The organism is Priestia sp. D51 (genome assembly GCF_053345675.1).
In genome coordinates this window covers 90,216-116,049 of the sequence record NZ_JBLTIR010000008.1, presented here as the reverse complement: position 1 = coordinate 116,049, position 25,834 = coordinate 90,216, and the positions used below count along the sequence as shown (strand labels likewise).

Sequence of the window (25,834 nt, the reverse complement as noted above, 5' to 3'; positions counted from 1 at the left end):
AAGAGTGCTCATACCATTATTGTAGGTAGAGTTGTTTTTCTGAAAAAACAATGCATATCTTTGACATATGGCGACGTTTGCCTTCACCAAAAGTGAGAAAGAGCCAATTCGACTTGACGTCTACAATTGGTATATAATAAGAAGGAAAAGCCCATATTTGTCGTCATTTAGTGTAAAAAGTAAAACCTTAATAATACAAAAAATACTTTAATATTTACTTAACTAAAGATGAAGTTTAAATGAGGTTATCTTCTGAAAACAGAGTCGGTCAAAATATTTATTTTTAAAGTTATATGTATATGAATCTACAAATCTGGTCAGACTAATAACGTATTCCCCCTATTCCGATAAATTTGAAAACCCTTTGCCTATATGAGCAAAGGGTTCTTTTTTTATGTAAATATTTATTAAGGCGCAAACCCTTGAAAACTGACAGCAAGATAGATACCAAACGAAAGAGCACATAAGGAAACAAAATGTAATGTTAAAAAAGGAATTTTCTGTTTACCTTTTATAAAGAAAGAATAAATAAACCCGAGTATTGTAACTAAAGTTAAAATAGGCACAATAATCTTAATCACAGTACCAAAAATATTTGCTGTAACAACTGATAAAAGAAACAATCCAATTATAACTACATATAAAGTTATCGAAATGACTAAAGAGGCTATTGATACCTTTAAAGCATTTTTAAAGAATTTCTCCATCTAATTTCCTCCTATTTTTAGCAACGCATATTCATTATAATATACAGTCTAAAAGGAAATAAATACCTTTTGTTGAAGTGCATTATATTTCTAGCTACCATAACGTTATTTCTAGGTAGCAGAAGAAACCTATAGAAAATTCTATAGGTTTCTTTAACTATCTTGGCTAATAAGTTAGCTTAAAAGAAATTATCTACCCTTATGTTGGTTGGGATTATACATTCCATTTTGAACCATATAATATTCTATCACTTGGTCTAACCATTTTTCTTCTTCCTCTGTATAAGGAGATGCTATCATACTTTGAAAATCTCCTATCTCCTCATCCTCTAATTCTCCAAAGGCATGCATAGCCTCCTCACCAACGTATTTAAGAGATGCCTGCAAATGCTTATTTGCCAACTCTTGTACTTCTGGATCATGAACTGGTTTTCCAACTAACCTTTTCACTTCTCTCGATAAATAAATAAATTCTTTATCTAAGGACAAACTCTCCTCGTCAGATTTATTATAAACCTTATCCGCAATCTCTTTAGAAGTGAAATGCTCAAGCCATGTACGTTGATCTTCTTCATTTTGAATGTTATTAATCAAACTAATTAATATTTCACTTGGAACATCCTCTTGATCATCTAATAAAGAAATCGTCTGATTAATTGCCTTCAGAACTTTGTCTAAATGCTCCTTTTTTTTCTCAAATGCTTTTTTCTGTTGAATTAAAGTGTTCTCTAAGTTTAAGTTTAGACTTTTATTTGTTAGCATCAATCCTATTTCTTCTAGGTTATAACCTAAGAATTTTAATGCTACAATTTTTTGAAGTTTTACTATATGATCCTCTTCATATAGGCGATGACCGGAATTAAGGTCTTTTTGAGCTTTGAGTAGCCCTATTTCGTCGTAATAATGCAGTGTTCTTATTGAAACACCCGTTTTCTTAGAAAATTTACCAATTGAGAAACTTACATCATTACCCAACTTATATAACCTCCTGACAATCTAGTATTAATCTAATTAATTTCATCATAATACCTGACGTAACTGGAGGTTCAAGCGTTAATTTTTAAAATTTAGGTTTTGTATTATATGATAATAAACTTAGTTAACATAAAACAGCTTACAGGAACCAAAAAACTCTTCTAGCTCATATAGGGTAGAGGAGTTTAATCATCTATAATTACTTTCTACCAGTGCCCCCAAATTATCTAAATTTTGACTGATATTTATGATAATTAAATAATGCCATTCTCCTTTACGTTTCCCTAAATTTACTACTTGATGGACTTCAACCTGATCATTTTCATATTTTCTAGCTTCTTCACACATTTCCCACAACTTAATGCTAAATTCTGTGTTATCCCAATTTCTTATTGTTAAATCAATATAAGACTGGCTCTTTTTTAAATTCATATCCCACTCTCCCTATTACTAAAAATAACACTAAAGTAATAGTTTAGGTTAAAAAATTAGCTACCATAATGTTTTTATAGAACTGTATACATAAAGAATTTTCAGTAAAATATGTAATAAGAAGGAGGGGATGGATAATGGAATTAGCTTTTTCACTGACCAAGTTAGTTATGAGAGGAATCTTAAGTGTTATTTTCTATGTTCCAGATGCTTTTTCTTTTGCTGCAAGCAAAGTCGTCAGAAGTTCAAAAAAATTACCATCTTAAAGAAATAAAAAAGAGATTCTAACATTTCTTTTATGAAAAGCTAGAATCCTTTCTTTTTAAATATATACCCATATTTAACATAATGGTTGTTTATCGGAAATACTTTTGAAAATTAGTTAAATATAAAAGCTTGAAATCATAATAATACGATATATTATCTAAAAATAGAAAAGGGTGATGTGTCATAGATAGCTTCAATCTGCTCTCAATAGTATACCTTGTTATAGTCATTGGTCTTATTGCTTTGTTTATAGTTTCCTTTAGCCTATTCATCCGAAGGTTGCTTATTAACTCTTCTTTAAAAACCAACCATTCAATCGAACTCGATAAGAAACTTGATAAAATAATTGAATTGCTTGAAAAAGAGAAAAAAGACTAACAGATTAGTCAAGAATTAGGAAGGGGGTAGCTTATTGTTTGGAGGAATTGTACTTGGCCTCGTTATAGTATTAATTATATTCTTCGCTATGACTAAAACAATAAAAGACACTCAGAAAGAGCATGATAAAAAGAGACGCTAAATTTATGTATATCCTATACAAATCTAGTTACCATAATCAAAATTATCGGTAAAAACACAAAGAAGAGGAAATTTTAAGCTTTCCTCTTCTTTCTATTTCTAAAAATAAAGCTAACTATAAGTAAAACCCCAAAAAATATCGTTAAATCAAAAGTTAATGGATCTCCTGCTAAGTTTGTTTCATCGACAATTATCCCTTCTTGAAACAATAAAACTGCTGCAATTATTACAAAGAATAAGGAATTGAATAATATATAGCTAGTTGCTCTAATTTTATTGTTTAAAAAAACTACATATACGAAGTTACATACTAAAAGCAATGTTATTAAATAATAAACCGGTCTAAAAAGTGTAAAAGTATCACCAAGCATTGATATGTTCCTCTCTATTCATTGTCCTATTTTTCAATCAATATATTTCCATTTTATCAAAAAATTGAGCTTTTTTCACCATATGTATACAACCTTAGTTCACATAATGTAGTTTATCCGCAAAAAAAGAGACGGCTATTTAGAAAGTCGTCTCTTTTTCTTTACTCGCTTTAATTAAATAAATAACGTAACATGAGCTCTCTTGTTTTCTCATAAATTTTATATTCTTCGTACAAATTTGTATAGGTAGAGATTTCTTTTTCTAAAAGAGAATATTGAGGGAAAATTTCAAAAAAAGTCAACTTTAATTCATCAATCTGATTTTGAGGAATTTTCTTCGTTTTACCTCTCAACATATAACTTAAACTGCCAGCAATATTCATCCAATAGCTATTAAAGTCTGCGGTTAACAGGTCGTCTTCATGTAATTTCACACTAAATTTATCTTGTATTTTACAAATGTCTTCATGAGGAAATGGATGATACAAATCATCATTAAGCTTTTTTAATTCATCCAATATAGTTAGTTTCCTTATATTAAACTCCACCTTTTCTTGTTATGTAGAGCTTTATCTTACCACTGTTTACACAAGGTTCAATACAAAAGATACGTGCATCCTCTATATACTTTTAGTTAACATAGTCACCATTTTAAGAAGAAATATAACAAGGAATGATTACTAGTTTAATTAGAATAATGTATTAGTGGTATATCAACAGATATATTATAATGAAATAAAAAGGGAGAAATATCCAAGGTGAAAAAGCGCTTGTGGAAGTGGGGCATTATCATTGGAATTACTACTATTTTAGCTATTGGTATACCGCGAATAATAAGTAATGAAACAGAGGATTTAAGTTCAACAGAAGAAAAAAAGGTAGAACAACTTGAAGGAGATTTCCGAAAGTGGTCACTTAGACCACTGGACAAATTTATGGTGCAGAGTTACCAAGCCAAATCAAATGGACATCAGTGGAACACTGTAGAGCGAAAATCAATTAAAAATTATCGCGTTACGTACTACACTTTTTTTGGTATCCCTTACATGGAAGTAGAAGTCAGTTAAATCTAATATATATAAATCAAACAAGAAGCCATAGGAACAAGCAGTTCCTACGGCTTCTTACCTTTATGTTGCTCCCAAGACTGTCACTATTGTAATCGATAAAATCATGCTTAATAGCAAAGAGATGATCCAATCCTTTTTATCTGTCATTTTCAAAAGTATATTTAAAGTTGAACTAATTGCAAGCAAAAAAAGAAAAACAAATAAGGTTATAATAAATTCCATTTTACCATCTCCTTTTTTCCTTATAATTACATTTTAACACATTATAAAGAGAGAAAAATCAATGAATGCCATATACAAAACCAGTTTACCTAATACAGCTTAAGTGGAAGTTATCAGTATTAATAAAATTATCCCCACCACATAACTAAAACAAATATTGACCATAGGGAAACAAACAAACTAAGTCCTAAAACAACAAGCCAATAAACATCCAGGGTACTCTTTTTAAGTTTATTTTTTTTATTGAATATGTAAGTCAATACAATTGTAATTAGATATAAAAAAATGCTTATACCTGTTATAACAGTCAGGTAGTAGATTGGATTTAACTTTATTATGTTCTTATCCATAAAATAAGAAATATCTTGACCAAATATTGCTAATACAGTAGCTGAAAATAGAAAAGTACATATAAATACATTAGCTTTCACTATATATTACACCTCCAAAACAAACTCTAAATAAGATATATTTTATCCGATTAGTGTAATTTTACACTAATTTTTATTTTTTTCAATGTAACAAAAGAAAACTATTAACTAAATATTTTTCCTAATATAGATGGTATTAATATAAAAAGCAGAACATCAAATGTGGTGTTCTGCTTTTTATGACATTAATTTATAATACTATAAAAATATTAACGTTCATTTTCCTACATTGTTCGGTAAGGCATAAACGTTCCGCCAAAAAAATAACTCCATACTACGAGAAGTACAGCAAATAAAACAAACAAGAACCAACCTCTCACATATGTGTTTAATTCTTGTTTGTTTTGTAGCTTTTCTCTGTATTTTCGTTGGAGATCATGATGTTTCGATATATTTTTCATTAACATCCCTCCCTTGAATATTGAACAAACAATTGGAGCCAGTGTTATGAAATATAAAACATAATATACATTACCTTTTTTTCTTACAGCTATATTTATGAAAGGTGTTCTTTTAGGTTGAAGTAATCTTTGCACCAGAATCCCAAAGACTTCAAGGTACCAGTGAGCTCTTATTATTTTCTCCTTTGCTATTCATATCCATTACCACTTCTAACAAAAAGAGAAGAAACACAGCTATAAGCTCAGTTATAGAGGGAATAGTAATGCTTCTAATTAATTCATCAGCAGTATGTATAGCAAACCAAGCAAAGCTACACTCAATGACCAGTCTCACTAGGAATTTTCTTTTAGAATTTCTAATTTGTTGAGAAAATGTATTAATAAGAAATATGGATAGTAAATCAACTATAAATCCAATAATAAAAAACAGTAAGAGGAATATTAATAGAGATAGAAATGATTCGTATTGTACCCCAAATATTTTAAATAAACCAATAAATCCAAACACAAATGCTCCTAGCATTAATGAAATAGCAATAATAACAATTAAAGTTATAAGAATAACAGTAAATGATTTAGCAAAAAAATTAGATATATTGTGAGAGGGTCCAGTTTTCTTTGCTTTCAAGTTAACATTTACACCCCTTGCTGCTAATTTTTCTTTAATGTATTTATCCTAGCCAATTGTGAGTATAAGCTAGTATTCCTAAGATGGCTCCAATTCCAGATCCAAATAAAGTAGCCCCTACTAGCTTTAAGTTATTCTTATTATAAGTCATAAAAAACCTCCTTTCATCCAATTATATACAAAAATGGTTTTTAGTAAATCAATCTCTTTAAACGATATAATTAATGTGTATATACACCCTTAGTTAACATAAAACCAATTCTAGCTAGCAAAGGTTTAGTTAAAACTACAATTTTACAGTTTTTAACGAAAAGTGCGGCTTGAAACTAATTTTTACTTCTCTGTTACCGTCATTCCCCAGAATGGTTAAGCGATTATTCTCACCTTTAATTTCTCTAATATCTTCTAATTCAAAATCAAAGATTAATCCCTTAAAATGTTTATAACCTAAGCTTACGCTACATTGACTTTCATGTACCGACATCACCAATAACAAATAAAAGCCATGATCGTCATCTTTACTATACATAAACATACCAGTCTGTTCATCGACCATTACTACAGGTTCATCTTCAAATAACTCAAGCAGTTCGTATTCATCGTACTTCATTACTGTTTAAAATCCCCTATCTTAGTATTACTGTAATAACATAGATATTATTATTTACAACAATCTTAAATGTATCAGATATGCTCAGTATGTACCTAGGTTTTGAACCCAATTTTCGTCAAATGTATATATAACCTTAGTTACCATAATGTAGCTTATAGGAATCAATATTTTCTTTATGGCTTAATCCATGTTTTAATAAAAAAGGGGAATATTACATAATTAAGTATAAAGAAAGTGGAGATAAAATGGAATTTACTCAGGCTGAAGTTAAAAATAAAAAGAGAAGAAAGCTGCTATCCTTTAAACTTTTAGGTATTCTCTTTATCATTTTAATTTTATATATGATCTACTGGATGTATTTTAAAGAGACCCCTTTCTTAACAAGTGAATCTCCTAATAAGGTTAATCAAGTAGAAATTGATGAATATGGGAACAGTTTATGGAACGGTCCTCATAAGGTAAATGTCTACTTTAAAGACCAATCTAGAACAATAGTAGATAAAGAACAAATCAAAGTAGCAAACACTATGAGACAAAATGGTCAAAATCAATATGAGCTTAATTGGCAAAACGATAAACAAATTAAAATAACTATGAGATATGAACATAAAACAGAGGTTATTCGATATGACTTTAACACACAAGAAATACAACGAAGCTCTGCGCTTGAACAAAATTTTTAATTCGGCAAGAGCTGATACATAAAACAAGAAGAGCCCCGAAAGGCTCTTCTTGTTTAAATTGATAGTGTCAAAATATATTTAACACTAATTGCTTTAAGATTCTCCATAAAAGGCGTTAGCAGCATAGTCAACATCTTTTGAGTGCTTACCTTCAGCAAAATGCGAATAACCACTCTTCCCTTTCTGTTGTGTATGGCCGTTCATAATATCCTCTATATCTTGTAGAATACCCTGGGCATCAGACAATTTCTCACCATCTGGAGCTTCATAAATAAAAATACTATACAGACCTACTACATTTTGTATATCTTTGCGTATTTTTTCATTATGAATATTATAAGTTTGATCTGCAATTAACTTTTGGTCTTTAATTAACTGCGAACGGTTAGCCTCTACAAAACTGGTTGCTTGTTCTTCTTTATAACTGTCCATCATAATTGACAGGGAGTTATTAACCTTACGAATAGCTTTCTTTACATTATCATCTTCACGGTTTGCTATATCCACCTTTTCATTAACCTGCGCTGCTTTAGTTTCCATGGCTTCAGATTTACTGTCCATAAAATTAAAGACGTTTACGGCAACGAAAATTAACAACCCTGTTACCACTATACATACAAATAGCAATCTTAAGTTTTTCATTATTTTCTCCTCATATCTGTAATGACTTTCTTTTTGTAAATATGTAATATATTACAAAAGTAGATTAATTTTATCATAAAAGCCATTTTATGAGTTGAATATATTATAAAACGCTAGTTACCCTAATTCGTATTATGAGAAGCGAAAAAGCATACAATCATTTCACATTTTTCTACAAAAAAGGAAAACAATTAATCTCTTATTACATGTTCACAGAAAGAAGGAGTTAATTCTATATTTCATGCGACATATTTTTGATAATACCTTGTATTAAAAGGTATTATTTTTTATAATTTCATAAGAGGTGGATAACTTGGAAATTAGTAGAGAAATTTTGAAAGGGCATATTGATACGCTAATCTTATCGTTACTGCATCAACGGGATATGTATGGTTATGAATTGGCTAAGATTGTTCGTGAAAAAAGTGAAGAACAATTCGAATTAAAAGAAGGGACTCTTTATTTGTCTTTAAAGAGACTGGAAAAAAACAATTGGGTTTCTTCGTACTGGGGAGATGAACAAGGCCCTGGTGGAAGAAGGAAATATTATAAAGTCACATCATTAGGTACGCAAAACTTTGAAGCCAAGCGTTTAGAATGGCAATTTGTAAAGAAAATGATGGATTCTTTTTTATGGGGAGGCACTAAGTGAAGAGAATAGAAAAATTTGTGGATTCTATGTACCTGAATGTAGAAGGAGATCAACAAGAAATTAATGAGCTGAAAGCAGAAATGACCAATCATCTGTTGGAAGCCGTCCATGAATTAAAAGCAGAAGGCAAAACAGAACAACAGGCCATTGTAATAGCAATTAAACGGTTTGGTGAAGAAAAAGAAATACGAAATGTGATTGGACAATTGTTTGAAATACAGAAGATATTTGCAAAGCGCATCCTATACATAGCAGTAGTATGTTTAATCGTCACAATGTCCAGCTTTTATTTTCTTTGGAAAGTGGAAGAATCAACAGCTCAAGGAATATCTGACACAGGTTCATTGATATCCTATGAATTGAAAGATAAAGATGTGATAACCAGAGACATGAAAAGAAAAATAGAAGCGTTAGTAGAAGACACAAACTATGTTTCTGGGGTTACTATTTATAAATCAAAAAATATAATAAGCCGATCTGGCGAAAATTATATTGACTATCACTGGAAGGGAGTGCAGCCAGATTTTCAATATCAAAGAACCATTTGGGCTCCAAAATGGTTAGGAGCAAACTTTCACACATTTGGAAATGGTGATGAACAATGGTTCGTTTCAATAGATAATAGAAGCTTTAGTCGATTAGAAGCCGCCGTCTTGTTTGTGGGAATGACTGTCTACTGGACCCTGTTTACTATTTGGGCAATTATTAATGCCTATCATCAAAAAAGGTTACGAATTGGATGGGTTTTCATGTTTGTATTCTTTAATATTCTAGGCTATTTAATTTATTATTTTACAGCAAAACAAGGTCTTATCCCTAGCAAACATGATGAATTTTATGAGGATTACATTTAGGAGTCACAATTTATCTGGCTGGCTTTTCATGTGGAGTAATAGCTTTTGAAAAACACGAGAAAGGACTAATGAAATATTTTAGTTTGAGCTCATTTGTTCTAATTCTAGTCCTTCTCATGCTAGGTATGCTATTATTCACGCTGAATTTTAATAAAACCTTTTATCGGTAACAACACAAAGAAGAGGAGATTTTAAGCTGTCCTCTTCTTTCTATTTCTAAAAATGAAGCTAGCTATAAGTAAAACCCCAAAAAATATTGTTAAATCAAAAGTTAATGGATCTCCTGCTAAGTTTGTTTCATCCACAATTATCCCTTCTTGAAACAATAAAACTGCTGCAATTATTACAAAGAATAAGGAGTTGAATAATATATAGCTAGTTGCTCTAATTTTATTGTTTAAAAACACTACATACATGAAGTTACATACTAAAAGAAGAGTTATTAAATAATAAACCGGTCTAAAAAGTGTAAAAGTATCCCCAAGCATTGATATGTTCCTCTCTATTCATTATTCTATTTCTAAAATCAATATATTTCCATTTTATCAAATAATTGAGCTTGTTTCACCATGTATATCATATACAACCTTAGTTCACATAATGTAGTTTATCCGCAAAAAAGAGACGGCTATTTAGAAAGTCGTCTCTTTTTTTTACTCGCTTTAATTAAATAAATAACTTAACATGAGCTCTCTTGCTTTCTCATAAACCTTATATTCTTCATACAAATTTGGATAGGTAGAAATCTCTTCTTCTAAAAAAGAATATTGGGGAAAGGCTTCAAAAAAAGTTAACTTTAATTCATCGATCTGATTTCGAGGAATTTTCTTGGTTTTACCTTTTAACATATAACTTAAACTGCCAGCAATATTCATCCAATAGCTATTAAAGTCTGCGGTTAACAGGTCGTCTTCATGTAATTTCACACTAAATTTATCTTGTATTTTACAAATGTCTTCATGAGGAAATGGATGATACAAATCATCATTAAGCTTTTTTAATTCATCCAATATAGTTAGTTTCCTTATATTAAACTCCACCTTTTCTTGTTATGTAGAGCTTTATCTTACCACTGTTTACACAAGGTTCACTATAAAAGATATGTGTATCCTCTATATACTTTTAGTTAACATAGTCAGCGTTATCGGCACAGATTCGATTATATGGTAAAATGACCCTTAAGAGGATTTAAAGAAATAGGAGTGTATTTTATTTGTTACATGTAGTAATACCACTTTTAGTACTAACAACTGTGCTCTACTTTTTTATTCTAAGAGCTAGGATAAAAAAGGTAGGTTTCCAACCTAAAGAACTTCTTTCCAGTTTATGTTTTTATATCATATCCATTAATTGTTTTTTATCGATGTGGCTAAATTATAACGGTACAATAAGTTGGATCGTTAATATGATATTGCTATTACTTGCTGCTTATTTTACGAAGTATTTAAAACCAAATAAAAAGAAAAATACATAAGATATCTAATTTGTAATTACCATAATCAATATTCTAGGAACTCAAAAAAGCCTTATAGATAAATACAAGGCTTTTTTGAGTATTTAGGGTCCAGAAATCCCATAAGCAATAGCTAATAAAAACATAAAAGCAGACAATAAAATAATTAACATTCCATTAGCTATAATACTGAACCACATAATTCTTGGCTTTTTAGTTCTTATTCCTAAAATTAGAGAAACAATAAACCCAATATCTATAAATAGATATATCCATAAAGTGACATCTAATCTACCAATATCATTAGGAAACGTTCTACCAAGAGTAAAGACAATCAAAGTAACTATTAATAAGCAAACTGTTAAAAAAATAGACTTAAATTCTTTGTTTATACTCAATTGAATATTACCTCCAAATAAAGAAAATAATACCATATAAAACCAAATTATAAAATATGTATATCGTATACAAGTCTAGTTTACATAAACACTCTTTCCGGAACACATCAAAAAAGAGAACCCTTTTGGGAGTAGGGTTCTCGATGAGGCCTTGTTTCTTCTTTATGCAGCTTTTTATACATCCTTGATATGACAGCTTTTCTTATCATGATTAATGACCTAAAGATGAATAAAAAGTGCACCTTTTATTCATATGCCGAAGAGTGAAAATAATTTACTTTATTATCCAATTATTTATAATTTACAAGTCGATTAGTAAGTTAATCACCACTTACTGAAAGAGCTATCTTATTCCATAAGATAGCTTTTTATTTTTAGATCTTATAGCATGCTTTCAATAAATTTAAAGATAAAAGGGGAAAATATCTGATTACTTCTTAATTTTGTACCTTCTAAAAGCTTTAACAGGAACTTTAGGTTTTTCAAAAAATTCGTGGTCATGATAAGGCATTCCTACCGAGTCCCAATCAAATTTATCCTCTACACAAGAAATAAATAAGTCATATCCCTCATTATCAGAAGGTGATAAAGTTGTTCTGATTTCTCCATGTTTTAAAGCAATATCAATAGCATTACGCATTTCTTCTAGTGCTGTACGATTAGCTACGATAAAAGCATCTCCGTGCCACATATCTTGACCGTATATATGACATATTGGCATAGGCGTGTCTTCATCATAACCATGATTTATAGCCTTATTTAATTTTTTAAATATGATTTCAGGAGAATCGGTATCTAAATATGTATCCATTCCGAATTCCCAATAACCGCCTTGAACGCCTGCTACTCCAAATTGAGATGTAAATTCATCATATAATTCGTTATTTTCTATAAAGAGATAACGATAAGGATCTTCCCAATCATCAACTATGTAAAAACAATTTATTTGTTTCTCCTTTTTGCTATAAACAAAACGGTAAAGAGTAGTTGTTAGACGTTCACTTTCTTCCAACTTAAATTTATATTTTCTAGCATTCTTTGGTTTTAGTACTTCATCTTGAAAAGGTGTATATGGTATATAAATAGCTGTAAACAATTTTGCATTTGTCATTTTCTCACTCCATTAACGTAAAATACCGGAATCTAAGGAACAAATATTTTATAAAAACTTAACATCTAATTTAAAAGACTGTGAGCATTTTTAAGAACAATATAAAAAAATATAGGATAGACAATTACAAATGAGACAGTTAAAATCAAATGTCTGATGTAAAATTTATCTTTTACATTTTTGCAAACACAAATAACTAACCAAATTAAGCACAAGAAATTAAAGAAAAATAAAATACCTCCTATTCCCCAGCCTAAAAAACCTAAAATAAAGAAGAATGGAAATATGTATCCGATAATAAAAAGAAAAACAAAGATCCAACCAGCTATTGCAAAATTACGAGTAATTTTTCCTATAGTTTTTTCATCCACTATTTATTTCACCGCATTTCTAATGAGTATTAATTTATTTTTAATTATAATAGAGTTAGCATAACCTTCATTATAATTAGCGAAAAGGACTCAACCGATTAACGAATGAGTCCACTTGTTTAAAGTAAATATGAATCTTTAATTACTTTAAGATTCTCCATAAAAGACATTAGCAGCATAGTCGACATCTTTTGAGTGCTTACCTTCAGCAAAATGTGAATAACCACTTTTCCCTTTCTGTTGTGTATGGCCGTTCATAATATCCTCTATATCCTGTAGAATACCCTGAGCATCAGAAAGTTTTTCACCATCTGGAGCTTCATAGATAAAAATACTATACAGACCTACTACATTTTGTATATCTTTGCGTATTTTTTTATTGTGAATATTATAGGTTTGATCTGCAATTAACTTTTGGTCTTTAATTAACTGTGAACGATTATCCTCTACAAAACGGGTTGCTTGTTCTTCTTTATAACTATCCATCATGTTTGACAGAGAGTTATTAACCTTAAGAATAGCTTTCTTTACATTTTCATCTTCACGGTTTGCTATATCCACCTTTTCGTTAACCTGCGCTGCTTTAGTTTCCATAGCCTCAGATTTACTGTCCATAAAATTAAGAATATTTACAGCACTGAAAATTAACAAACCTGTTACTACTATACATACAAATAGCAATCTTAATTTTTTCATTATTTTCTCCTCATATCTGTAATGACTTTCTTTTTGTAAATGTGTAATATATTACAAAACAAAATTAATTTTATCATAAAAGTCATTTTATTAATTAAATACATTATACGCCCTTATTTTACATAAGCACCCATTATAGAAAGACGTTTTTTAATACATAGTGAAAATAATACTGACTATATAATCCCTAGCCTTTTATGTATAGTTCTTTAAATAAGAAAAGACGCCTATTGGGCGTCCTTGCTTATTTAGATACTAAGTTATCAAGTTTCCAATGGGTATCAGTAAATGGATCAACTTTACTATCCATATATAAATACATATTGTTTAAGTCTTTTGGCGGTTTTTCCATCATAAATGAAACTTCAAAAGTTAAAGAATAGCCAGCTGGAACAGTTTTAAATTTATCCTCGTACATAGGCGTGGCTTGGCCTTTATAAGTTTTTCCCGTCTTTTCATCTTTAACGGAATATTTTATCTCCGAAAGATCGATTGTTTTTTGATCCTCTCGAACATTATTAATCGTAATACGAGCCGTAATGTACCCTGTTTTATCTGCTTTTTCATATTTTGCATTTTCAACTGTGGCTCCGTAATATCCGCCTTTTGAGCTTTGACCATATAGCAGAATACCCTTTTCCAGTCGTTCTTCCTCAGACATTTCTTTTGATTTCTTTGATTGAGTAGCTGCTTCTACTTTATGATTTGTTTCTTCTTGCTTTGTTGATGTCGTTTGTTCATTACAAGCTGCCATTAAACTTGTAAGTATAAATGCTGTACATGTTACTTTTACTAAAGATTTCATAGAATTCCCTTTCTTTATCCAAAAATTTAAACATAAGGATAATTTTACATTAATAGGTACATAGAAGAAAGGGACTCTAGTGTATTTTTTCCTATAAAGTAAATAATGTTCACAAAAGTATACCTTTACGAACTTTTCATTTGTATAGAAAACCTATTATTTTGGGCGTTTGTTTAAGTTTAAAAATAAATTACGAACGTACTTTGGAATGAATACACTTTTACGAACATTTATAGTAGGGTAAAAGGAAGAAAAATGTAATTAATATAAACCGTGATAATGGTTAAATATAACTTAGTATAAGAGAATCCAGGAAAATATAAAAAAGCCTGTATATATAATAAGACAGGCTTTTTTACAATTATACATCTTACAAAAATCTTTACTATTAAAAAATAAATTATAGAATATATAGTGGTTTAATGAGAACCATTAAACTCTATAGTACGGTCGATATCTTCTAAATCTACCTCAGCAATTTCATCATCTTCACCATCGCCTACAACAGCTACAAATCGAAGGTCCTTCCCAGGTTCTCCAATTAAGGCTGCCTTAGATTGAATAGTTTCAGTTTCACAATCAGTATATAAGTATTCGGATAAAATTTCTAAAATATCATCTTCATTATACTTAATATACTTTCTGACCTCTTCAAATTTAGTTTTCTTCATTTTTTACCATCCATTCTTTTCTTTTTGTAAAGCTTTCTTAAGAGCATTTTGTATTTTCTTATCTTTCCTCAATTTAGCAGGTAACCTCTCCCCACTTTTACTATAAAATTCTCCATTCTTATAAAAGTACTTTGTTTTTCCCACTTTTAGATGAATATTGGTTAATCCAGATCCCCCTCTTTCTAAATCTAAAGAAATATTTTTATAGGCACCGACGCTATAGTTATTAAGCGCTCTATAATTATTCATTCCTACTTTAGAAACTGCTGCTTCAATAGCTTTAGCAGCTTTTGAAATACGTTGGGACTTTCCTCCAACCATATTTAAAGCTATTTGGTATGATTCACTATTAGTATCAAATTTAAACTTTCTTACTTTGGCTTTCTTTTTCTTCTTTTTACTCTTAGACTTTTTGTGCTTGGATTTAGTCCCAACTAAATCATTATTTGAAACAGGATTATTATCAGCATATGAGTAACCATTTTGAGTAATAGGATTATCTAAATCCCCCGGATTTGAATCTAAAGAAATAAAGACGCCTTGATTTGGATTGTAATAACGAGATATTAAGTAATACATACCTGTTTCTTCATCATACATGTAGCCAGAATAGGTAAACGGATTACCTATATCTTCTTGATTAGCCGTTACTTGTTTTTGAACATTCCCCCAAGTATCATAAGAATATCTAATAATCACATTATCATTCTCGTCAGTTAGAGCTATTACATCTTCATTAGCATTATAATGATAATAATAAGTTTTACCGCCTGTTTGAATTGCTAGCCTTTCTCCATCGGAAGAGTAGACGTAGGAACGAATTACATTTCCATTTTCATCCGTTTCATATAATGGATCAATACTATCCCCTTCATAGTAAAAACGCGTTACTTTTCCATTTATATTCTTCTCAATACGACGGTTGTCCTCATCGTATCTATAAGTAGCAAAAGCAGTATCTTCACCTTTCTTAGTGACAGCTATTAATTGATTCCTTGAATTCCATGTATAGGTATATTTATCGTCAGATGTTCGATTTCCATTTTCATCATATGCAATTGTTTCTTTTCCATATTTAGTAAGTTCGTTAGCCGCATTAAATTCAGTATTTGTTTGTTCAGTATCTTTTCCTGGTTTTATTACCTTGATAGATGTCCGATTTCCAAATTTATCATAAGTGTATTCTTTAATCGTTCCGTCTATTAATGTTTCTTTAATTAATTGATCAGCTGAGTCATATTCGTACGTAATTACTCCATCTATTGTTCCATCTTTTTTGTATGATGTGACCTCTGTCCAATTATCATTAGAATCATATTTATATGATTCAGATAAAATATTGTTACTATCTGCTGTACCAACGTCTAATGAAGTTACTCTTCCAGTTACATCATAGGTGAGAGAGGATCCAGCTCCATTGCCAGCCGTATAGTTAATTATATTTCCATCTTCGTCGTAATCAAAATAATAATTGTTTCCCTTAGAATCTGTTAGTTTTGTATTTTGATCTAGGGAATTGTATTCATAATTGTTTTTATATGAAGTGCCTTTTTGAGTAAATATTGATTCTATAACTTTTGTAGAATCAGGCTTATACTTCCACACAAATGTAGCATCACGATCAGTCGCTGCAACCATTTGACCAGCTTTATCATAAGTTTTAGTACGAATATTATTATTTACAGAATCCGTTACTTTAGTATTGTTCCCATTTTTATCGTATTCAAATTCAAAAGCTGTTTTTCCATCATGTTTTTCACTTGTCTTATATCCAGCTCCATTGTATGTCCATTCTAGTATATGATGATTTGGAAATGTAGTTTTGACTTTATTTCCATTCTCATCGTAAGTATAACTAGTTTGAAGACCTAGGGCATTGGTATAAGAAAGCAGTCTATCATCCAATGTAAAATCATAAAAAATATTGTGAAGAGTAGAATCTGATGCAATTGATTTTTTAATCAAGTTTCCATTCGCATCATACTGATAATTTATAGTTGCTCCATTTTTAGAAGAGACGTCTGTTAGTTCATTATCCTTATTGTAAGTATAAGTTGTTTTGTAACCTTTAGAATCCGTCTCAGATTTCTTATTTCCGTAAACGTCGTATTCAGATAATTCCGTTCGACCTTTTTCATCTGTAATTTTAGTCAAATAATTTCCGCCTGGATCATAAGTGTTTTGAATTAAATGATTATCTTCTAACAGACGAATATCATCGAAATATGCTTTTCCTGTAAATTCATTCCTAAAAATAGCATGTACACGGATTTTTTGAATTGTTTTATTTAAATCTCCAGCATTAATCGTAGCAGCACTACGACTCCAATCATGGGTACCTAGGGGGAATTTTGCTTGATAATTCCCTGTTGATCCATCTGTAAATGTGACATAGGCCCACAATGAATAATCTTGGCTCAATTGATTATTTGAACTCTTTACATTCTCTGCTTTTGATAAGCCCGTTAACGTAATATTACGTGCTGTAGTCTGGTTTAACGTAATATCTTGTTGGATATTTACAGCTCCTTGACCAGTTGATGTACGTTCCAGGGATATACTTTGATTCCCCGAAAAACCTTCAGGCTCAATAGCCCATTTTGTGAGTCCTTCTGTAGAAGAACTGGTTGACTTTACCCATCCAGTATCGTCCTTCTCAAAACCACTATTATTTACAATATTAAAACTAGAAGAAACAGGTCCCTCTTCCAATTGAATATTATCAAACAGAGCTGCTCCACTTAAAGAGTCAGTGTGACTTTCTACCTCTAAATAGATCTCGACTTTTACAGATGTACTAGTCGTTTTAAAGGTTAATTGTCTTTCTTTCCACTTTGTATCACCCGTCACTTTATTGAATCTATTTGATCCAGAACCAGCTGGTTGTCCACTTGCGTTAAGCAAACGGTAGTTAAAAAACGCGGTAGCATTTTTTAAGTTTTGTCCTTTAATTAAACCGCTTAAGGTATATGTTTGATTTGGTTCAATGTCGAGAGTTTGTACAGCTGCGATGTAAGACTGTTCTCCTTCAGCCAATCCAGATTTACGCTGAGGAGAGATACTTAAAACTTTTTCGCCAGAAAAACTCCCCGGTGCTTGCATAGAAATAGCACTAAAAGCTCCAGTATCTTTATTGTTCATTTTTGACCATTCAGTACCTATAGAATCTTCAAAGCTAGGATTAGCTAATAGATTAGTAGCTGAACTCAACTCTTCACTATTTTTAATTACATTTCCATAAGCATCATATATGGACATGGATGATGTTTCTGTCGATTGATCTGTTTCAGATACAGCATTCGTATTATCATACGCCACCGTTGTTGCATGATCCTCTGAATCGACGGACTTTGTTATATCATTGTTAGCGTTGTACTCATACGTATTTTTCCCTAGAGCGTCTGTTTCTGTTAAAACGTTGCCGTTCTTATCATACGTATAAGCTTCAGATGGTTTATCCTCTGCCTGATCATTTGGATCGGTTTTCTTAACGAGATTATTGTTATCATATTCATACGTAGTGGTTAACTTTAAATTATCTGCATCTTCCACTGTTTTAGATGGATTTCCATCTTCATTATACTCATAAATATCTTTACTGCCTTTAGGCTTTGTAACAGTGGTTTGACGAGCATCAGTATCATATGAAATGGTTGTTTCTTTCTTCAATACATCGGTTACTTTAACTAATTTATCTTCACTGTCATACGTATATTCTGTAACAGATGGCTTAGCATCCGTGTGTTTAGGATCGTAGACAAAACGTAATTGTCCATTTTCGTATCCGTACTTATATGTACGGCCGTTTGGAGTTTTTGTTTCTGTTAATTGATCCCCTGTATATGTGAAAGTCGTAATTTGGTCTTCATACGTAATTTTAGAAACATAATCTCCTGTATAACTAATAGATACAGAACGACTTGATGCATCAGTAATGCTTGTAATCTTATTATTTACATAACTATAAGTCGTTTTATTTCCATTTGAATCTTCTTCATAGCTTAGTTTGCCATCAGATCTAAAAGCTGTCACACTTTGATCTGTATCTTTAAAATAAAAACCGTTGCTATCTTTCGTTAGCGTTAAATAAATACCTGTTGGAGCTTGATAACCATCAGTTGTTTTTCTAAAACGATGAATTCGTTTATCCTGTTCAATGTATAAAACATCACCGTTTGCATCTTCTTTTACTTTTACATCTAATGAACTGTTCCAGCCTTTTCCGAAAATACCTACTTCTTTATCCTGACTGTTATACGTTCGAGAAATATCAATACCTGGTCCTCTACCATCTAGAGAGAAGTCAGTTTCGTCAAAGACTAAGTTACCATTAAAGGCATTTACTTGTCCCCCAGGAACATCAAAAGAAGCCCAAAAGTCTTCCATACCAAGGTAGTTTGCTTCTAAACCTGGCATTTTGGGCATAGCTGGACTAGATAATGAGCTTTCCCCTTGCGATCCGTAAGAGGTTACACGGAACCAGTAGTTTGTATTATCTGGATACCTTCCACCTGAGTTTTTATAGACAGGTGAAGGATCTTTCGCTAACTCTGTTCCTTTTCCATCTGTATGAAGTTGATAACGCCCAGCTATAATTTCACTAGCAGTCGGCCAGATCCCCTTACCTTGTGTTGTCCATGTTGTAACTTTTCCTACATCAAATGCTTCATAGTTCTTGCCGTTGTAAACCCAAATTTTATAACCATCGGCTTTTGGGTCTTCATCCCATGATAACTTTACATAGCCATTATCTCCACCTGTTGAGTTAGCAAACGGAGTTGCTTTTGGCTGATTTAATGGCAAGATAGGCGTGTAGGCATCTGAGTTATCTGATTCTCCCCCTGGGAAAATAGCACTCACACGGAAGTAATACAAGCGAGATGATGCGTACTTTGTACCAGCATTACCATAGACTTCACTTGGAGAGGCAGATAGCTCTGTCCCTTTTCCATCATGGTGAAGTTGATATTTTCCAGCTGCAATTTCATCAGCAGTTGGCCAAATGCCTTTTCCTTTAGTCGACCAACTTGTTGTATTACCAACATCAAATGTTTCGTAACTTGCCCCGTTAAAAATTTTAATACGGTAACCTGTTGCTCCAGCAACCGCATTCCAGCTTAGATTAGAATAGCCTGAACCATCATTATTAGAGGTTGCTGTTCCGGTTGGTGTATTTAGTGTTGGATAGTGATAATCAACTGCTAGGTATGGCTTATTTGTACTATTTTCAGAAGCGTAAAACTTTTTCCAGTAGGTTTGTCCATTGCCGTTTTCATGAAGCTTGAAGCCATAATTAGGTTTTGTACCTGCCACCCAATCTTTAACAGTACTTAAGACGTCAAAGCTTGCCATTTGACCTTTAGCCGTAGACGCTGTAGCAATATTTGTTGAGTTAGGCTTGGTATTCCAAGTTAAAGATCCTGGTGACCAGTTTCCATCTACACGATCTAACCATACATTTGAAGCAGTAGATGAGTATGAATGAGCTGTGTAGATATTAAATTTTGCTGAATCGACTACTGCTCCTTGCAGTTTTGAGATATCAGGCTTTACATAAGAGTAATTCGTTCCTGTCGTACTATCATACAACCCTACTTTTAATGAATAGTAACCAGAAGATGATTCCCAGAATTTATCGTAGTTAGTTGTCGGATAAGCACTTGAAACAAATGTATCATCACTTGCCCCTAATGTAATAGTTGGATCAATGTAAACAGGATAAGCTCTGTCTTTCGATGTTAACCAATCTTTATCTGCGATAGTTGTTAACTCATATCCGTTGTCTACTTTTTTTAATTTATAATGAACATCATAGGAAATTTGAGGTTCTCCCGATGCTTCATCAATTTTTGAGTCGCTCATATAAGGTTTTGGAATGCTGAATACTGTTTCTCCCTTAGTATTCTTGAACGAAACACTTCCATTTTCATTTAAATTTGCTTCTAGGCTAGTCGTAACTAGAAAACGAAATTTATAGAATCCATCGTATTTTTGAAGGATAATATCTTCTTTAATGGATTGATCAAATACCGTATTACGTAAGTCAGTATTTGATAAAACATTGCGATAAAATACTTGATTATCTTTATGTTCTGCTGCTACATCTGTTGAACTTGTAAAAGGTTTATCACCTTCCGCACCTTCTAGCTTATACTCAACTTTGTTTGAATCATCTTGCACAGTAGCATATGTACCTTGATCTGTTTTCTGTTCAAATGCAACATCAATAGCTGCGTTTTCAGGTTCAATTGTTTGTTCTTTTGGATTAGTTTCGAGATTAGTAGAAATCCCTTCCCACTTGTTTTGTTCATCTTTTCGTTGGACAGGGTCTAAGTAGACTTTCTTTGTATAATCCCCTTCCCCATTCTGTGTGACCTCAACATTTTCTTCTTGTTGATTGGCCACGGGCCCTTTTTGAACCGGATCGACAGGTGGTGCGGGCACATCCGGTTGATTTTTAGCAATTTCTTTGTTAATACGTGTTGCATCTTGACTCTCAGTTATAGAACTAGCTTGTTCTGTATTGTTGCTTGTTCCAGTAGCTTCGGCCCACTCATGTTTAGGTAGGCAACTAACTACTAATGTGAAGACAAGAAGCAGACATATCATTCTTGAGATGGAACTTAATGCACTTTTTCTCATGATATACCTCCTCTTTTTTAGTGACTTTGTAATCATAATGTAATATTCTTTACATTACAACACATTTTTGTATTACTATATATGTGCATAAAAAGAATAAATTTTATTGTGATACTTTATTTTCCTTATAAATGGTAAAAAAGACCGGAAACTTTCTTATTATAATATGATTCTTTTTGAATTCAGGATAAAGGGTGAAAAATTTTTGAGAAGAAAAGTAATAATAGCAAGTGCTGTAAGCTGCTTGTTAATCATGAATGGGAACTTACTAACAAAAGGGGAGGTATATGCTAGTCCAAACGAAGAAGCAAATATAAATAACACAACTACTTCTCTACAGGAAGAAACAGGGGAAAAGGAAATCTTTAATCCTTTCTATGATGAAGGATACTCCCTAGGAGAAAAAGATGGTTACGAAGAGAAAAAGGACGAAAGCCTTTCAAACAGTACGTTTACCGATAAAACAGCTAAAGAATCTCAGTGGTTGATGTTGGGATATACGGTGGGCTATGAGAAAGGAAAAAGACGAAAGCAAGAAGAAGTAAAACTACAACAAGAACAAGAAGTTAGTGCTGGAGAGCAAGAAGGCTATCAGCAAGGATTAGACGATTATAAGCATGCTACAGTGGCTTATACTCCACCTCAAACACCTGCTAAATCAAAAGATTGGAATAAAGGTTTCTCCCTTGGATATACAAAGGCGATTGAAATTATGGATCTATCCATTAAAGCGAAAAAAGATGGCCATACACAAGGTTTAGAAGGAGAAGCATTGAATATGCCAGATCTCTATAGTGCAGATGAGATCACGAGAAAAGCATATGAAGAAGGCTTCCAAAGTGGGCAACAAGAACAGGTAGAAAAACTAAAAAAAGAATATAAGCAAGAGGGATATAAACAAGGGTATGCTTTAAAGGATTTATCAGTCCCTTCAGATTTATCTTCAGAAGCAGCACCAGCATTTGAACAGGGATATTCCAAAGGTGAAAAGCAGCGACATAAAGATGTACGACAGGAAGGATTTAACGCAGCCTTTACATATACGACTTACCACAGCCCTTCTGCGTATCAGACTAATACGCAGTTACTAGAATCCTATAAAGAAGGATTTCAATCCAATAAAGTCGCTAATCAGTTAAGAAAAGATGCATATGAGGCAGGATGGAAGTTAGGCGATACAATGACCATTCCAGCAAAGTATAAACATACTAAAACTGCTGTTGCTATGTATAAACATTATTATGAATTAGGGCAAAAAATGCAGCGACAGACGGTTTTTGAAGTATTTATAGGGCTACTTGTCTTGATAAGTGGAATCGGTGCTTATACAGTGTTTGGACGAAAACGAAATAAGAAAGAAGCATTTAATTTAGAAGAGAGTGCTGAGGGAGTAGGAGTAAAATGAAAAATTATCTAGATGTGAAAGAAGGGAAAAATAGCTGGAAGCGTTATTTAAGTACAACAATACTGGCTTCCGTGTTCATGCTAGTAGGGTCTACTATTTATATTGTGGCTGAAATGGTTATGGTTGCACTAGATGAGAGTGGTAAATCCTACTTTGATTACGATGAGGGAATTGCCGTAGGTGTGAATGCCACTCTTGATTTTTTACTATCCCATATTGTTCATTTATTCTGGCTCTTTGGCCTATGGATTGGCATTCGTTTTATCCATAAAAGAAGAATGAAGTCCTTAATAACTGCTAATAAACAAATTAATTGGAAGCGAATTTTGTGGTCATTTGGTCTCTTGTCTGCTTTATTGATCATTACGCAATTAATTGATTTTGCATTTAACCACAAGGATTATGCATGGAACCATGTAAGCTTTAAGGAATATGTTCCTTTAGTTCTCATTACATTTTTGTTAGTACCTATCCAAACTACAACAGAAGAGCTATTTTTTAGAGGCCTTCTCCTTCAATGGGTGAGCAAAAAGGTGAAAAATTCTGTTGTACTTTCTCTTATTGTGGGTCTAATGTTCTCAGTTGGACACTTTGCTAACCCTGAAATGAATCAATCATTTTTATTGGTAGGCTTAGATTATATCGTCGCAGGATTTGCTTTAACTTTTATTGCAGTTAAAACAAAAAGTCTGGAAATTACAATTGGAGCCCATGCAGCCAATAATATGTTTATTGCCTTATTTCTTGTAAATGATGATTCTTCATTTGGTGCAATTCCAAGTTTATTTAAAGCTATAAATGACGCACCCGGATTATCTCTTATTTGGTCTATTATCACGTTTGTTGCTTTCTATTTTTTATGTATGCGGAAGATAAAAAAAGAAGTAATTCAAGTCGAAGATTCGTTAAGTGCCTAACAAATTTACACTATCCATTTAGTGTTTGCAGATTGTAAATCCAAAAAGAGATCAAACTATGAATATAGATACATATTCACCTTTATTTAGTATATTTTACATTTAAACAGTAACTATAGTTGTTTTATAATGACTTTGGTATACAAAGCGAGAAATTCATTTTTCCTTTGTAAAGAGGAATGGTATAGATATATGCCATTCCTCTTTTTATTTTATAATTTATAAAAAAATATAATTAGATGAAAAAAATAGTCAGTTTCTCTGCTTCATATAGGAATTTATAAAAATAATTTTTATCTTACGAATAAATCATTCTTCTTTTACACATGTTAATGCTATAAACGATAAAGGAGATGAACAGTATGGCAAACAATAAAAATAGCAATACAAATGAATTATTAGTATATGGTGCACAACAAGCGATTGATCAAATGAAATATGAAATCGCTAGCGAATTCGGTGTAAACCTTGGTCCTGATGCAACTGCTCGTGCAAACGGATCAGTTGGTGGCGAAATCACTAAACGTCTGGTACAAATGGCTGAGCAACAACTTGGCGGCGGACGTAGCTAACACAAATGTATAATACGACTGAAGGAAGAATACATATAGATTCTTCCTTTTTCCATAACTAATTTAAAGCATCTTAATAAATATAAATCTTTCTACACTTAATGTACGACTATCTATCATAAAAAAACTTTAACTATAAATCCTATCCTAACAATTGTTTTTCTTCTTATTATCAGTCTATACATACGTACAAAAGCAACGATAAAAAGAAAGACATACCATTTCACTTCAATCTTATCAATTTACCTTTTTCCTTTTAGGGGAATAACTCTTCAACTCTTCAATTCGCTTTGTTAAGCTACTTTTTATGATTGCTGTAAGGATATACATCACTAGAAATGCATAAGTAGCAATAAAAAACAAAGGAGCAAGTAAAGGAAAAGGCACTGCATATTTGAAGAAAATACTTGCAACTAAAGATAGAAGCATAAGAAGACGTCCTTGTTTTAACAATTGATTTGTTTTTTCTAGTAACAATTCTTTTTGAGCAATGAACGTCTTTACCATCGCAGGTCTTTTTTTAATAGCTTCAATTTCTATTTTCCTGTTAGCCTTACCAACTGCAGTAACTACAATAAAAATTAAACTTGTTGCGATTAATGCTATAATAACGGAATTTGACATAAGAATTTTTTCCCCAATCTTATTTATATTTTAAACCTATATCAACTTTTACCCAGTAAACTAACTACCCTATTAGGGATTGATTGTAAGAAACACTAAATTTCGAATTTAATTGACCATCCATCTATAAAACAAAAGTTAAATTTGCCACAGCGCTTCTCAGCAACACCCTATTTTCTATTTATTTAAGGTGATTATTCTCTATTACACATATTCTCCTATAAGATACATTTCGTTTTTTCGATCCATTAATAAGTGATAACAATACGTAAATTCCGGATTTCGGATGAACATGATTTGCGATTCGATATCATGATTATGATCAATCACTCTATTTTCCAATTGGATATGTTGACTATCGAAATACTCTCGTATGTGCATATATTCTTGAAAGTCTGAGTCATTGGTGTAAATACGTAAGATCGTATACATTTCATATGAAGTATCCTTCTGCCTTTGTTTTGTAAGTTTTTTCAAAGAGAATACTGCACTCTCACTCTTAAATTTCAAGGCAAACATCACAACAATCCATCCCGAAACAAACATAAGAGGATAAAAGAATCCACTATGAGTTAAATTAAACAACTGGCACGAAACAATCAACACAACAAACGCCGTAATAGGTAGCCAATAATCTCTCCAGACGCCTTTGACATTCCTAATTACAACGTCTTTTATGCCCTCAACTTGTTCTTTTTCCAT

General features: G+C 31.8%; 31 protein-coding genes. 9 read left to right on the top strand and 22 right to left on the bottom strand.

Annotated features, from left to right (window positions below; all coding sequences use genetic code 11):
• Window positions 1-407 precede the first annotated feature (407 nt).
• The 3 genes from ACNHOZ_RS24325 to ACNHOZ_RS24315 all read right to left on the bottom strand — a co-directional run bounded on the left by ACNHOZ_RS24325 (window position 408) and on the right by ACNHOZ_RS24315 (window position 2,114).
• On the bottom strand, window positions 408-707 hold the full coding sequence (locus ACNHOZ_RS24325; protein WP_221786039.1) for a hypothetical protein: 300 nt from the start codon (window positions 705-707) through the stop codon (window positions 408-410).
• A gap of 189 nt (window positions 708-896) precedes the next feature.
• On the bottom strand, window positions 897-1,682 hold the full coding sequence (locus ACNHOZ_RS24320; RefSeq protein ID WP_447697334.1) for a MerR family transcriptional regulator: 786 nt from the start codon (window positions 1,680-1,682) through the stop codon (window positions 897-899).
• A gap of 189 nt (window positions 1,683-1,871) precedes the next feature.
• Window positions 1,872-2,114 carry a hypothetical protein gene (locus tag ACNHOZ_RS24315; RefSeq protein ID WP_394557868.1) on the bottom strand — a complete coding sequence of 81 codons (243 nt, stop codon included), beginning with the start codon at window positions 2,112-2,114 and terminating at the stop codon, window positions 1,872-1,874.
• 137 nt (window positions 2,115-2,251) lie between these two features.
• On the opposite strand from ACNHOZ_RS24315, the gene ACNHOZ_RS24310 reads away from it, so the two are divergent.
• Together ACNHOZ_RS24310 and ACNHOZ_RS24305 are read left to right on the top strand one after the other, a co-directional pair.
• On the top strand, window positions 2,252-2,380 hold the full coding sequence (locus ACNHOZ_RS24310) for a hypothetical protein (protein ID WP_328575488.1): 129 nt from the start codon (window positions 2,252-2,254) through the stop codon (window positions 2,378-2,380).
• A gap of 184 nt (window positions 2,381-2,564) precedes the next feature.
• Entirely contained in the window at window positions 2,565-2,759 is a 195-nt protein-coding gene (locus ACNHOZ_RS24305; protein WP_328575560.1) for a DUF4083 domain-containing protein, read from the top strand.
• A 215-nt stretch (window positions 2,760-2,974) separates the two neighbouring features.
• Here ACNHOZ_RS24305 and ACNHOZ_RS24300 read toward each other — a convergent pair whose 3' ends face one another.
• Entirely contained in the window at window positions 2,975-3,271 is a 297-nt protein-coding gene (locus ACNHOZ_RS24300) for a hypothetical protein (protein ID WP_328575487.1), read from the bottom strand.
• Between the two features lie 170 nt (window positions 3,272-3,441).
• Window positions 3,442-3,789, bottom strand: a complete 348-nt coding sequence (locus ACNHOZ_RS24295) for a YxiJ family protein (protein ID WP_349803212.1) — start codon at window positions 3,787-3,789, stop codon at window positions 3,442-3,444.
• A 240-nt stretch (window positions 3,790-4,029) separates the two neighbouring features.
• Between ACNHOZ_RS24295 and ACNHOZ_RS24290 the strand changes: the two genes are divergently transcribed.
• A complete protein-coding gene (locus tag ACNHOZ_RS24290) occupies window positions 4,030-4,338 on the top strand; it encodes a hypothetical protein (RefSeq protein WP_394557907.1) in 309 nt (102 codons plus the stop codon).
• Between the two features lie 63 nt (window positions 4,339-4,401).
• On the opposite strand, the gene ACNHOZ_RS24285 is transcribed toward ACNHOZ_RS24290, so the two are convergent.
• The 5 genes from ACNHOZ_RS24285 to ACNHOZ_RS24265 form a co-directional block, all read right to left on the bottom strand.
• Window positions 4,402-4,563, bottom strand: a complete 162-nt coding sequence (locus ACNHOZ_RS24285; protein ID WP_235907366.1) for a hypothetical protein — start codon at window positions 4,561-4,563, stop codon at window positions 4,402-4,404.
• Window positions 4,564-4,691: 128 nt separating this feature from the next.
• On the bottom strand, window positions 4,692-4,994 hold the full coding sequence (locus ACNHOZ_RS24280; RefSeq protein ID WP_394557906.1) for a hypothetical protein: 303 nt from the start codon (window positions 4,992-4,994) through the stop codon (window positions 4,692-4,694).
• Between the two features lie 224 nt (window positions 4,995-5,218).
• Window positions 5,219-5,395: a hypothetical protein gene (locus ACNHOZ_RS24275; RefSeq protein ID WP_251388712.1), complete on the bottom strand. Its 177-nt coding sequence runs from the start codon at window positions 5,393-5,395 to the stop codon at window positions 5,219-5,221.
• Between the two features lie 151 nt (window positions 5,396-5,546).
• Window positions 5,547-6,023: a YrvL family regulatory protein gene (locus tag ACNHOZ_RS24270; RefSeq protein ID WP_394557905.1), complete on the bottom strand. Its 477-nt coding sequence runs from the start codon at window positions 6,021-6,023 to the stop codon at window positions 5,547-5,549.
• 286 nt (window positions 6,024-6,309) lie between these two features.
• Entirely contained in the window at window positions 6,310-6,633 is a 324-nt protein-coding gene (locus tag ACNHOZ_RS24265) for a hypothetical protein (RefSeq protein WP_394557904.1), read from the bottom strand.
• 248 nt (window positions 6,634-6,881) lie between these two features.
• Between ACNHOZ_RS24265 and ACNHOZ_RS24260 the strand changes: the two genes are divergently transcribed.
• Window positions 6,882-7,319, top strand: a complete 438-nt coding sequence (locus tag ACNHOZ_RS24260; protein ID WP_226701697.1) for a hypothetical protein — start codon at window positions 6,882-6,884, stop codon at window positions 7,317-7,319.
• A gap of 93 nt (window positions 7,320-7,412) precedes the next feature.
• Here ACNHOZ_RS24260 and ACNHOZ_RS24255 read toward each other — a convergent pair whose 3' ends face one another.
• The gene (locus tag ACNHOZ_RS24255) at window positions 7,413-7,961 is read right to left on the bottom strand and encodes a hypothetical protein (RefSeq protein ID WP_447697333.1); all 549 of its coding nucleotides are present in this window, start codon (window positions 7,959-7,961) and stop codon (window positions 7,413-7,415) included.
• Between the two features lie 313 nt (window positions 7,962-8,274).
• On the opposite strand from ACNHOZ_RS24255, the gene ACNHOZ_RS24250 reads away from it, so the two are divergent.
• Together ACNHOZ_RS24250 and ACNHOZ_RS24245 are read left to right on the top strand one after the other, a co-directional pair.
• Window positions 8,275-8,613 carry a PadR family transcriptional regulator gene (locus ACNHOZ_RS24250; RefSeq protein ID WP_447697332.1) on the top strand — a complete coding sequence of 113 codons (339 nt, stop codon included), beginning with the start codon at window positions 8,275-8,277 and terminating at the stop codon, window positions 8,611-8,613.
• Window positions 8,610-9,467: a permease prefix domain 1-containing protein gene (locus ACNHOZ_RS24245; protein ID WP_226701695.1), complete on the top strand. Its 858-nt coding sequence runs from the start codon at window positions 8,610-8,612 to the stop codon at window positions 9,465-9,467. Before ACNHOZ_RS24250 ends, ACNHOZ_RS24245 begins: the two co-directional genes overlap by 4 nt.
• Window positions 9,468-9,658: 191 nt before the next feature.
• Here ACNHOZ_RS24245 and ACNHOZ_RS24240 read toward each other — a convergent pair whose 3' ends face one another.
• From ACNHOZ_RS24240 to ACNHOZ_RS24200, 9 genes are all read right to left on the bottom strand, one after another.
• The gene (locus tag ACNHOZ_RS24240) at window positions 9,659-9,955 is read right to left on the bottom strand and encodes a hypothetical protein (RefSeq protein ID WP_447697331.1); all 297 of its coding nucleotides are present in this window, start codon (window positions 9,953-9,955) and stop codon (window positions 9,659-9,661) included.
• Between the two features lie 174 nt (window positions 9,956-10,129).
• The gene (locus ACNHOZ_RS24235) at window positions 10,130-10,477 is read right to left on the bottom strand and encodes a YxiJ-like family protein (RefSeq protein WP_264195339.1); all 348 of its coding nucleotides are present in this window, start codon (window positions 10,475-10,477) and stop codon (window positions 10,130-10,132) included.
• Between the two features lie 547 nt (window positions 10,478-11,024).
• Complete coding sequence (locus tag ACNHOZ_RS24230) at window positions 11,025-11,318, bottom strand: hypothetical protein (protein ID WP_153252743.1); 294 nt, start codon at window positions 11,316-11,318, stop codon at window positions 11,025-11,027.
• A gap of 430 nt (window positions 11,319-11,748) precedes the next feature.
• Window positions 11,749-12,429, bottom strand: a complete 681-nt coding sequence (locus ACNHOZ_RS24225; RefSeq protein WP_447697330.1) for a hypothetical protein — start codon at window positions 12,427-12,429, stop codon at window positions 11,749-11,751.
• A gap of 65 nt (window positions 12,430-12,494) precedes the next feature.
• Window positions 12,495-12,800: a hypothetical protein gene (locus tag ACNHOZ_RS24220; protein WP_251440992.1), complete on the bottom strand. Its 306-nt coding sequence runs from the start codon at window positions 12,798-12,800 to the stop codon at window positions 12,495-12,497.
• A 147-nt stretch (window positions 12,801-12,947) separates the two neighbouring features.
• Window positions 12,948-13,496: a hypothetical protein gene (locus tag ACNHOZ_RS24215; protein WP_447697329.1), complete on the bottom strand. Its 549-nt coding sequence runs from the start codon at window positions 13,494-13,496 to the stop codon at window positions 12,948-12,950.
• A 244-nt stretch (window positions 13,497-13,740) separates the two neighbouring features.
• Window positions 13,741-14,301 (bottom strand): hypothetical protein, encoded by a 561-nt coding sequence (locus tag ACNHOZ_RS24210; RefSeq protein ID WP_154972815.1) that lies wholly within the window; start codon window positions 14,299-14,301, stop codon window positions 13,741-13,743.
• Between the two features lie 419 nt (window positions 14,302-14,720).
• Complete coding sequence (locus ACNHOZ_RS24205; RefSeq protein ID WP_447697328.1) at window positions 14,721-14,972, bottom strand: hypothetical protein; 252 nt, start codon at window positions 14,970-14,972, stop codon at window positions 14,721-14,723.
• A 3-nt stretch (window positions 14,973-14,975) separates the two neighbouring features.
• A complete protein-coding gene (locus ACNHOZ_RS24200) occupies window positions 14,976-21,614 on the bottom strand; it encodes a DNRLRE domain-containing protein (protein WP_447697327.1) in 6,639 nt (2,212 codons plus the stop codon).
• 205 nt (window positions 21,615-21,819) lie between these two features.
• Here ACNHOZ_RS24200 and ACNHOZ_RS24195 point away from each other — a divergent pair, with 205 nt between their 5' ends.
• The 3 genes from ACNHOZ_RS24195 to ACNHOZ_RS24185 all read left to right on the top strand — a co-directional run bounded on the left by ACNHOZ_RS24195 (window position 21,820) and on the right by ACNHOZ_RS24185 (window position 24,508).
• Entirely contained in the window at window positions 21,820-23,019 is a 1,200-nt protein-coding gene (locus ACNHOZ_RS24195; RefSeq protein ID WP_447697326.1) for a hypothetical protein, read from the top strand.
• Window positions 23,016-23,936: a CPBP family intramembrane glutamic endopeptidase gene (locus ACNHOZ_RS24190; protein WP_447697325.1), complete on the top strand. Its 921-nt coding sequence runs from the start codon at window positions 23,016-23,018 to the stop codon at window positions 23,934-23,936. Before ACNHOZ_RS24195 ends, ACNHOZ_RS24190 begins: the two co-directional genes overlap by 4 nt.
• 362 nt (window positions 23,937-24,298) lie before the next feature.
• On the top strand, window positions 24,299-24,508 hold the full coding sequence (locus tag ACNHOZ_RS24185) for a small, acid-soluble spore protein, alpha/beta type (RefSeq protein WP_447697324.1): 210 nt from the start codon (window positions 24,299-24,301) through the stop codon (window positions 24,506-24,508).
• Window positions 24,509-24,745: 237 nt separating this feature from the next.
• On the opposite strand, the gene ACNHOZ_RS24180 is transcribed toward ACNHOZ_RS24185, so the two are convergent.
• Together ACNHOZ_RS24180 and ACNHOZ_RS24175 are read right to left on the bottom strand one after the other, a co-directional pair.
• The gene (locus tag ACNHOZ_RS24180) at window positions 24,746-25,132 is read right to left on the bottom strand and encodes a hypothetical protein (protein WP_447697323.1); all 387 of its coding nucleotides are present in this window, start codon (window positions 25,130-25,132) and stop codon (window positions 24,746-24,748) included.
• Window positions 25,133-25,336: 204 nt separating this feature from the next.
• Entirely contained in the window at window positions 25,337-25,834 is a 498-nt protein-coding gene (locus ACNHOZ_RS24175; RefSeq protein ID WP_447697322.1) for a hypothetical protein, read from the bottom strand.

Excerpts from the sequence above, each read along its gene's own strand:
- ACNHOZ_RS24205 (WP_447697328.1), bottom strand. The coding sequence starts at position 14,972 with ATGAAGAAAACTAAATTTGAAGAGGTCAGAAAGTATATTAAGTATAAT.
- ACNHOZ_RS24255 (WP_447697333.1), bottom strand. The coding sequence starts at position 7,961 with ATGAAAAACTTAAGATTGCTATTTGTATGTATAGTGGTAACAGGGTTG.
- ACNHOZ_RS24210 (WP_154972815.1), bottom strand. The coding sequence starts at position 14,301 with ATGAAATCTTTAGTAAAAGTAACATGTACAGCATTTATACTTACAAGT.
- ACNHOZ_RS24310 (WP_328575488.1), top strand. The coding sequence starts at position 2,252 with ATGGAATTAGCTTTTTCACTGACCAAGTTAGTTATGAGAGGAATCTTA.
- ACNHOZ_RS24260 (WP_226701697.1), top strand. The coding sequence starts at position 6,882 with ATGGAATTTACTCAGGCTGAAGTTAAAAATAAAAAGAGAAGAAAGCTG.
- ACNHOZ_RS24300 (WP_328575487.1), bottom strand. The coding sequence starts at position 3,271 with ATGCTTGGTGATACTTTTACACTTTTTAGACCGGTTTATTATTTAATA.
- ACNHOZ_RS24225 (WP_447697330.1), bottom strand. The coding sequence starts at position 12,429 with ATGACAAATGCAAAATTGTTTACAGCTATTTATATACCATATACACCT.
- ACNHOZ_RS24315 (WP_394557868.1), bottom strand. The coding sequence starts at position 2,114 with ATGAATTTAAAAAAGAGCCAGTCTTATATTGATTTAACAATAAGAAAT.
- ACNHOZ_RS24190 (WP_447697325.1), top strand. The coding sequence starts at position 23,016 with ATGAAAAATTATCTAGATGTGAAAGAAGGGAAAAATAGCTGGAAGCGT.
- ACNHOZ_RS24185 (WP_447697324.1), top strand. The coding sequence starts at position 24,299 with ATGGCAAACAATAAAAATAGCAATACAAATGAATTATTAGTATATGGT.
- ACNHOZ_RS24325 (WP_221786039.1), bottom strand. The coding sequence starts at position 707 with ATGGAGAAATTCTTTAAAAATGCTTTAAAGGTATCAATAGCCTCTTTA.
- ACNHOZ_RS24200 (WP_447697327.1), bottom strand. The coding sequence starts at position 21,614 with ATGAGAAAAAGTGCATTAAGTTCCATCTCAAGAATGATATGTCTGCTT.
- ACNHOZ_RS24180 (WP_447697323.1), bottom strand. The coding sequence starts at position 25,132 with ATGTCAAATTCCGTTATTATAGCATTAATCGCAACAAGTTTAATTTTT.
- ACNHOZ_RS24240 (WP_447697331.1), bottom strand. The coding sequence starts at position 9,955 with ATGCTTGGGGATACTTTTACACTTTTTAGACCGGTTTATTATTTAATA.
- ACNHOZ_RS24175 (WP_447697322.1), bottom strand. The coding sequence starts at position 25,834 with ATGGAAAAAGAACAAGTTGAGGGCATAAAAGACGTTGTAATTAGGAAT.
- ACNHOZ_RS24275 (WP_251388712.1), bottom strand. The coding sequence starts at position 5,395 with ATGAAAAATATATCGAAACATCATGATCTCCAACGAAAATACAGAGAA.
- ACNHOZ_RS24285 (WP_235907366.1), bottom strand. The coding sequence starts at position 4,563 with ATGGAATTTATTATAACCTTATTTGTTTTTCTTTTTTTGCTTGCAATT.
- ACNHOZ_RS24215 (WP_447697329.1), bottom strand. The coding sequence starts at position 13,496 with ATGAAAAAATTAAGATTGCTATTTGTATGTATAGTAGTAACAGGTTTG.
- ACNHOZ_RS24265 (WP_394557904.1), bottom strand. The coding sequence starts at position 6,633 with ATGAAGTACGATGAATACGAACTGCTTGAGTTATTTGAAGATGAACCT.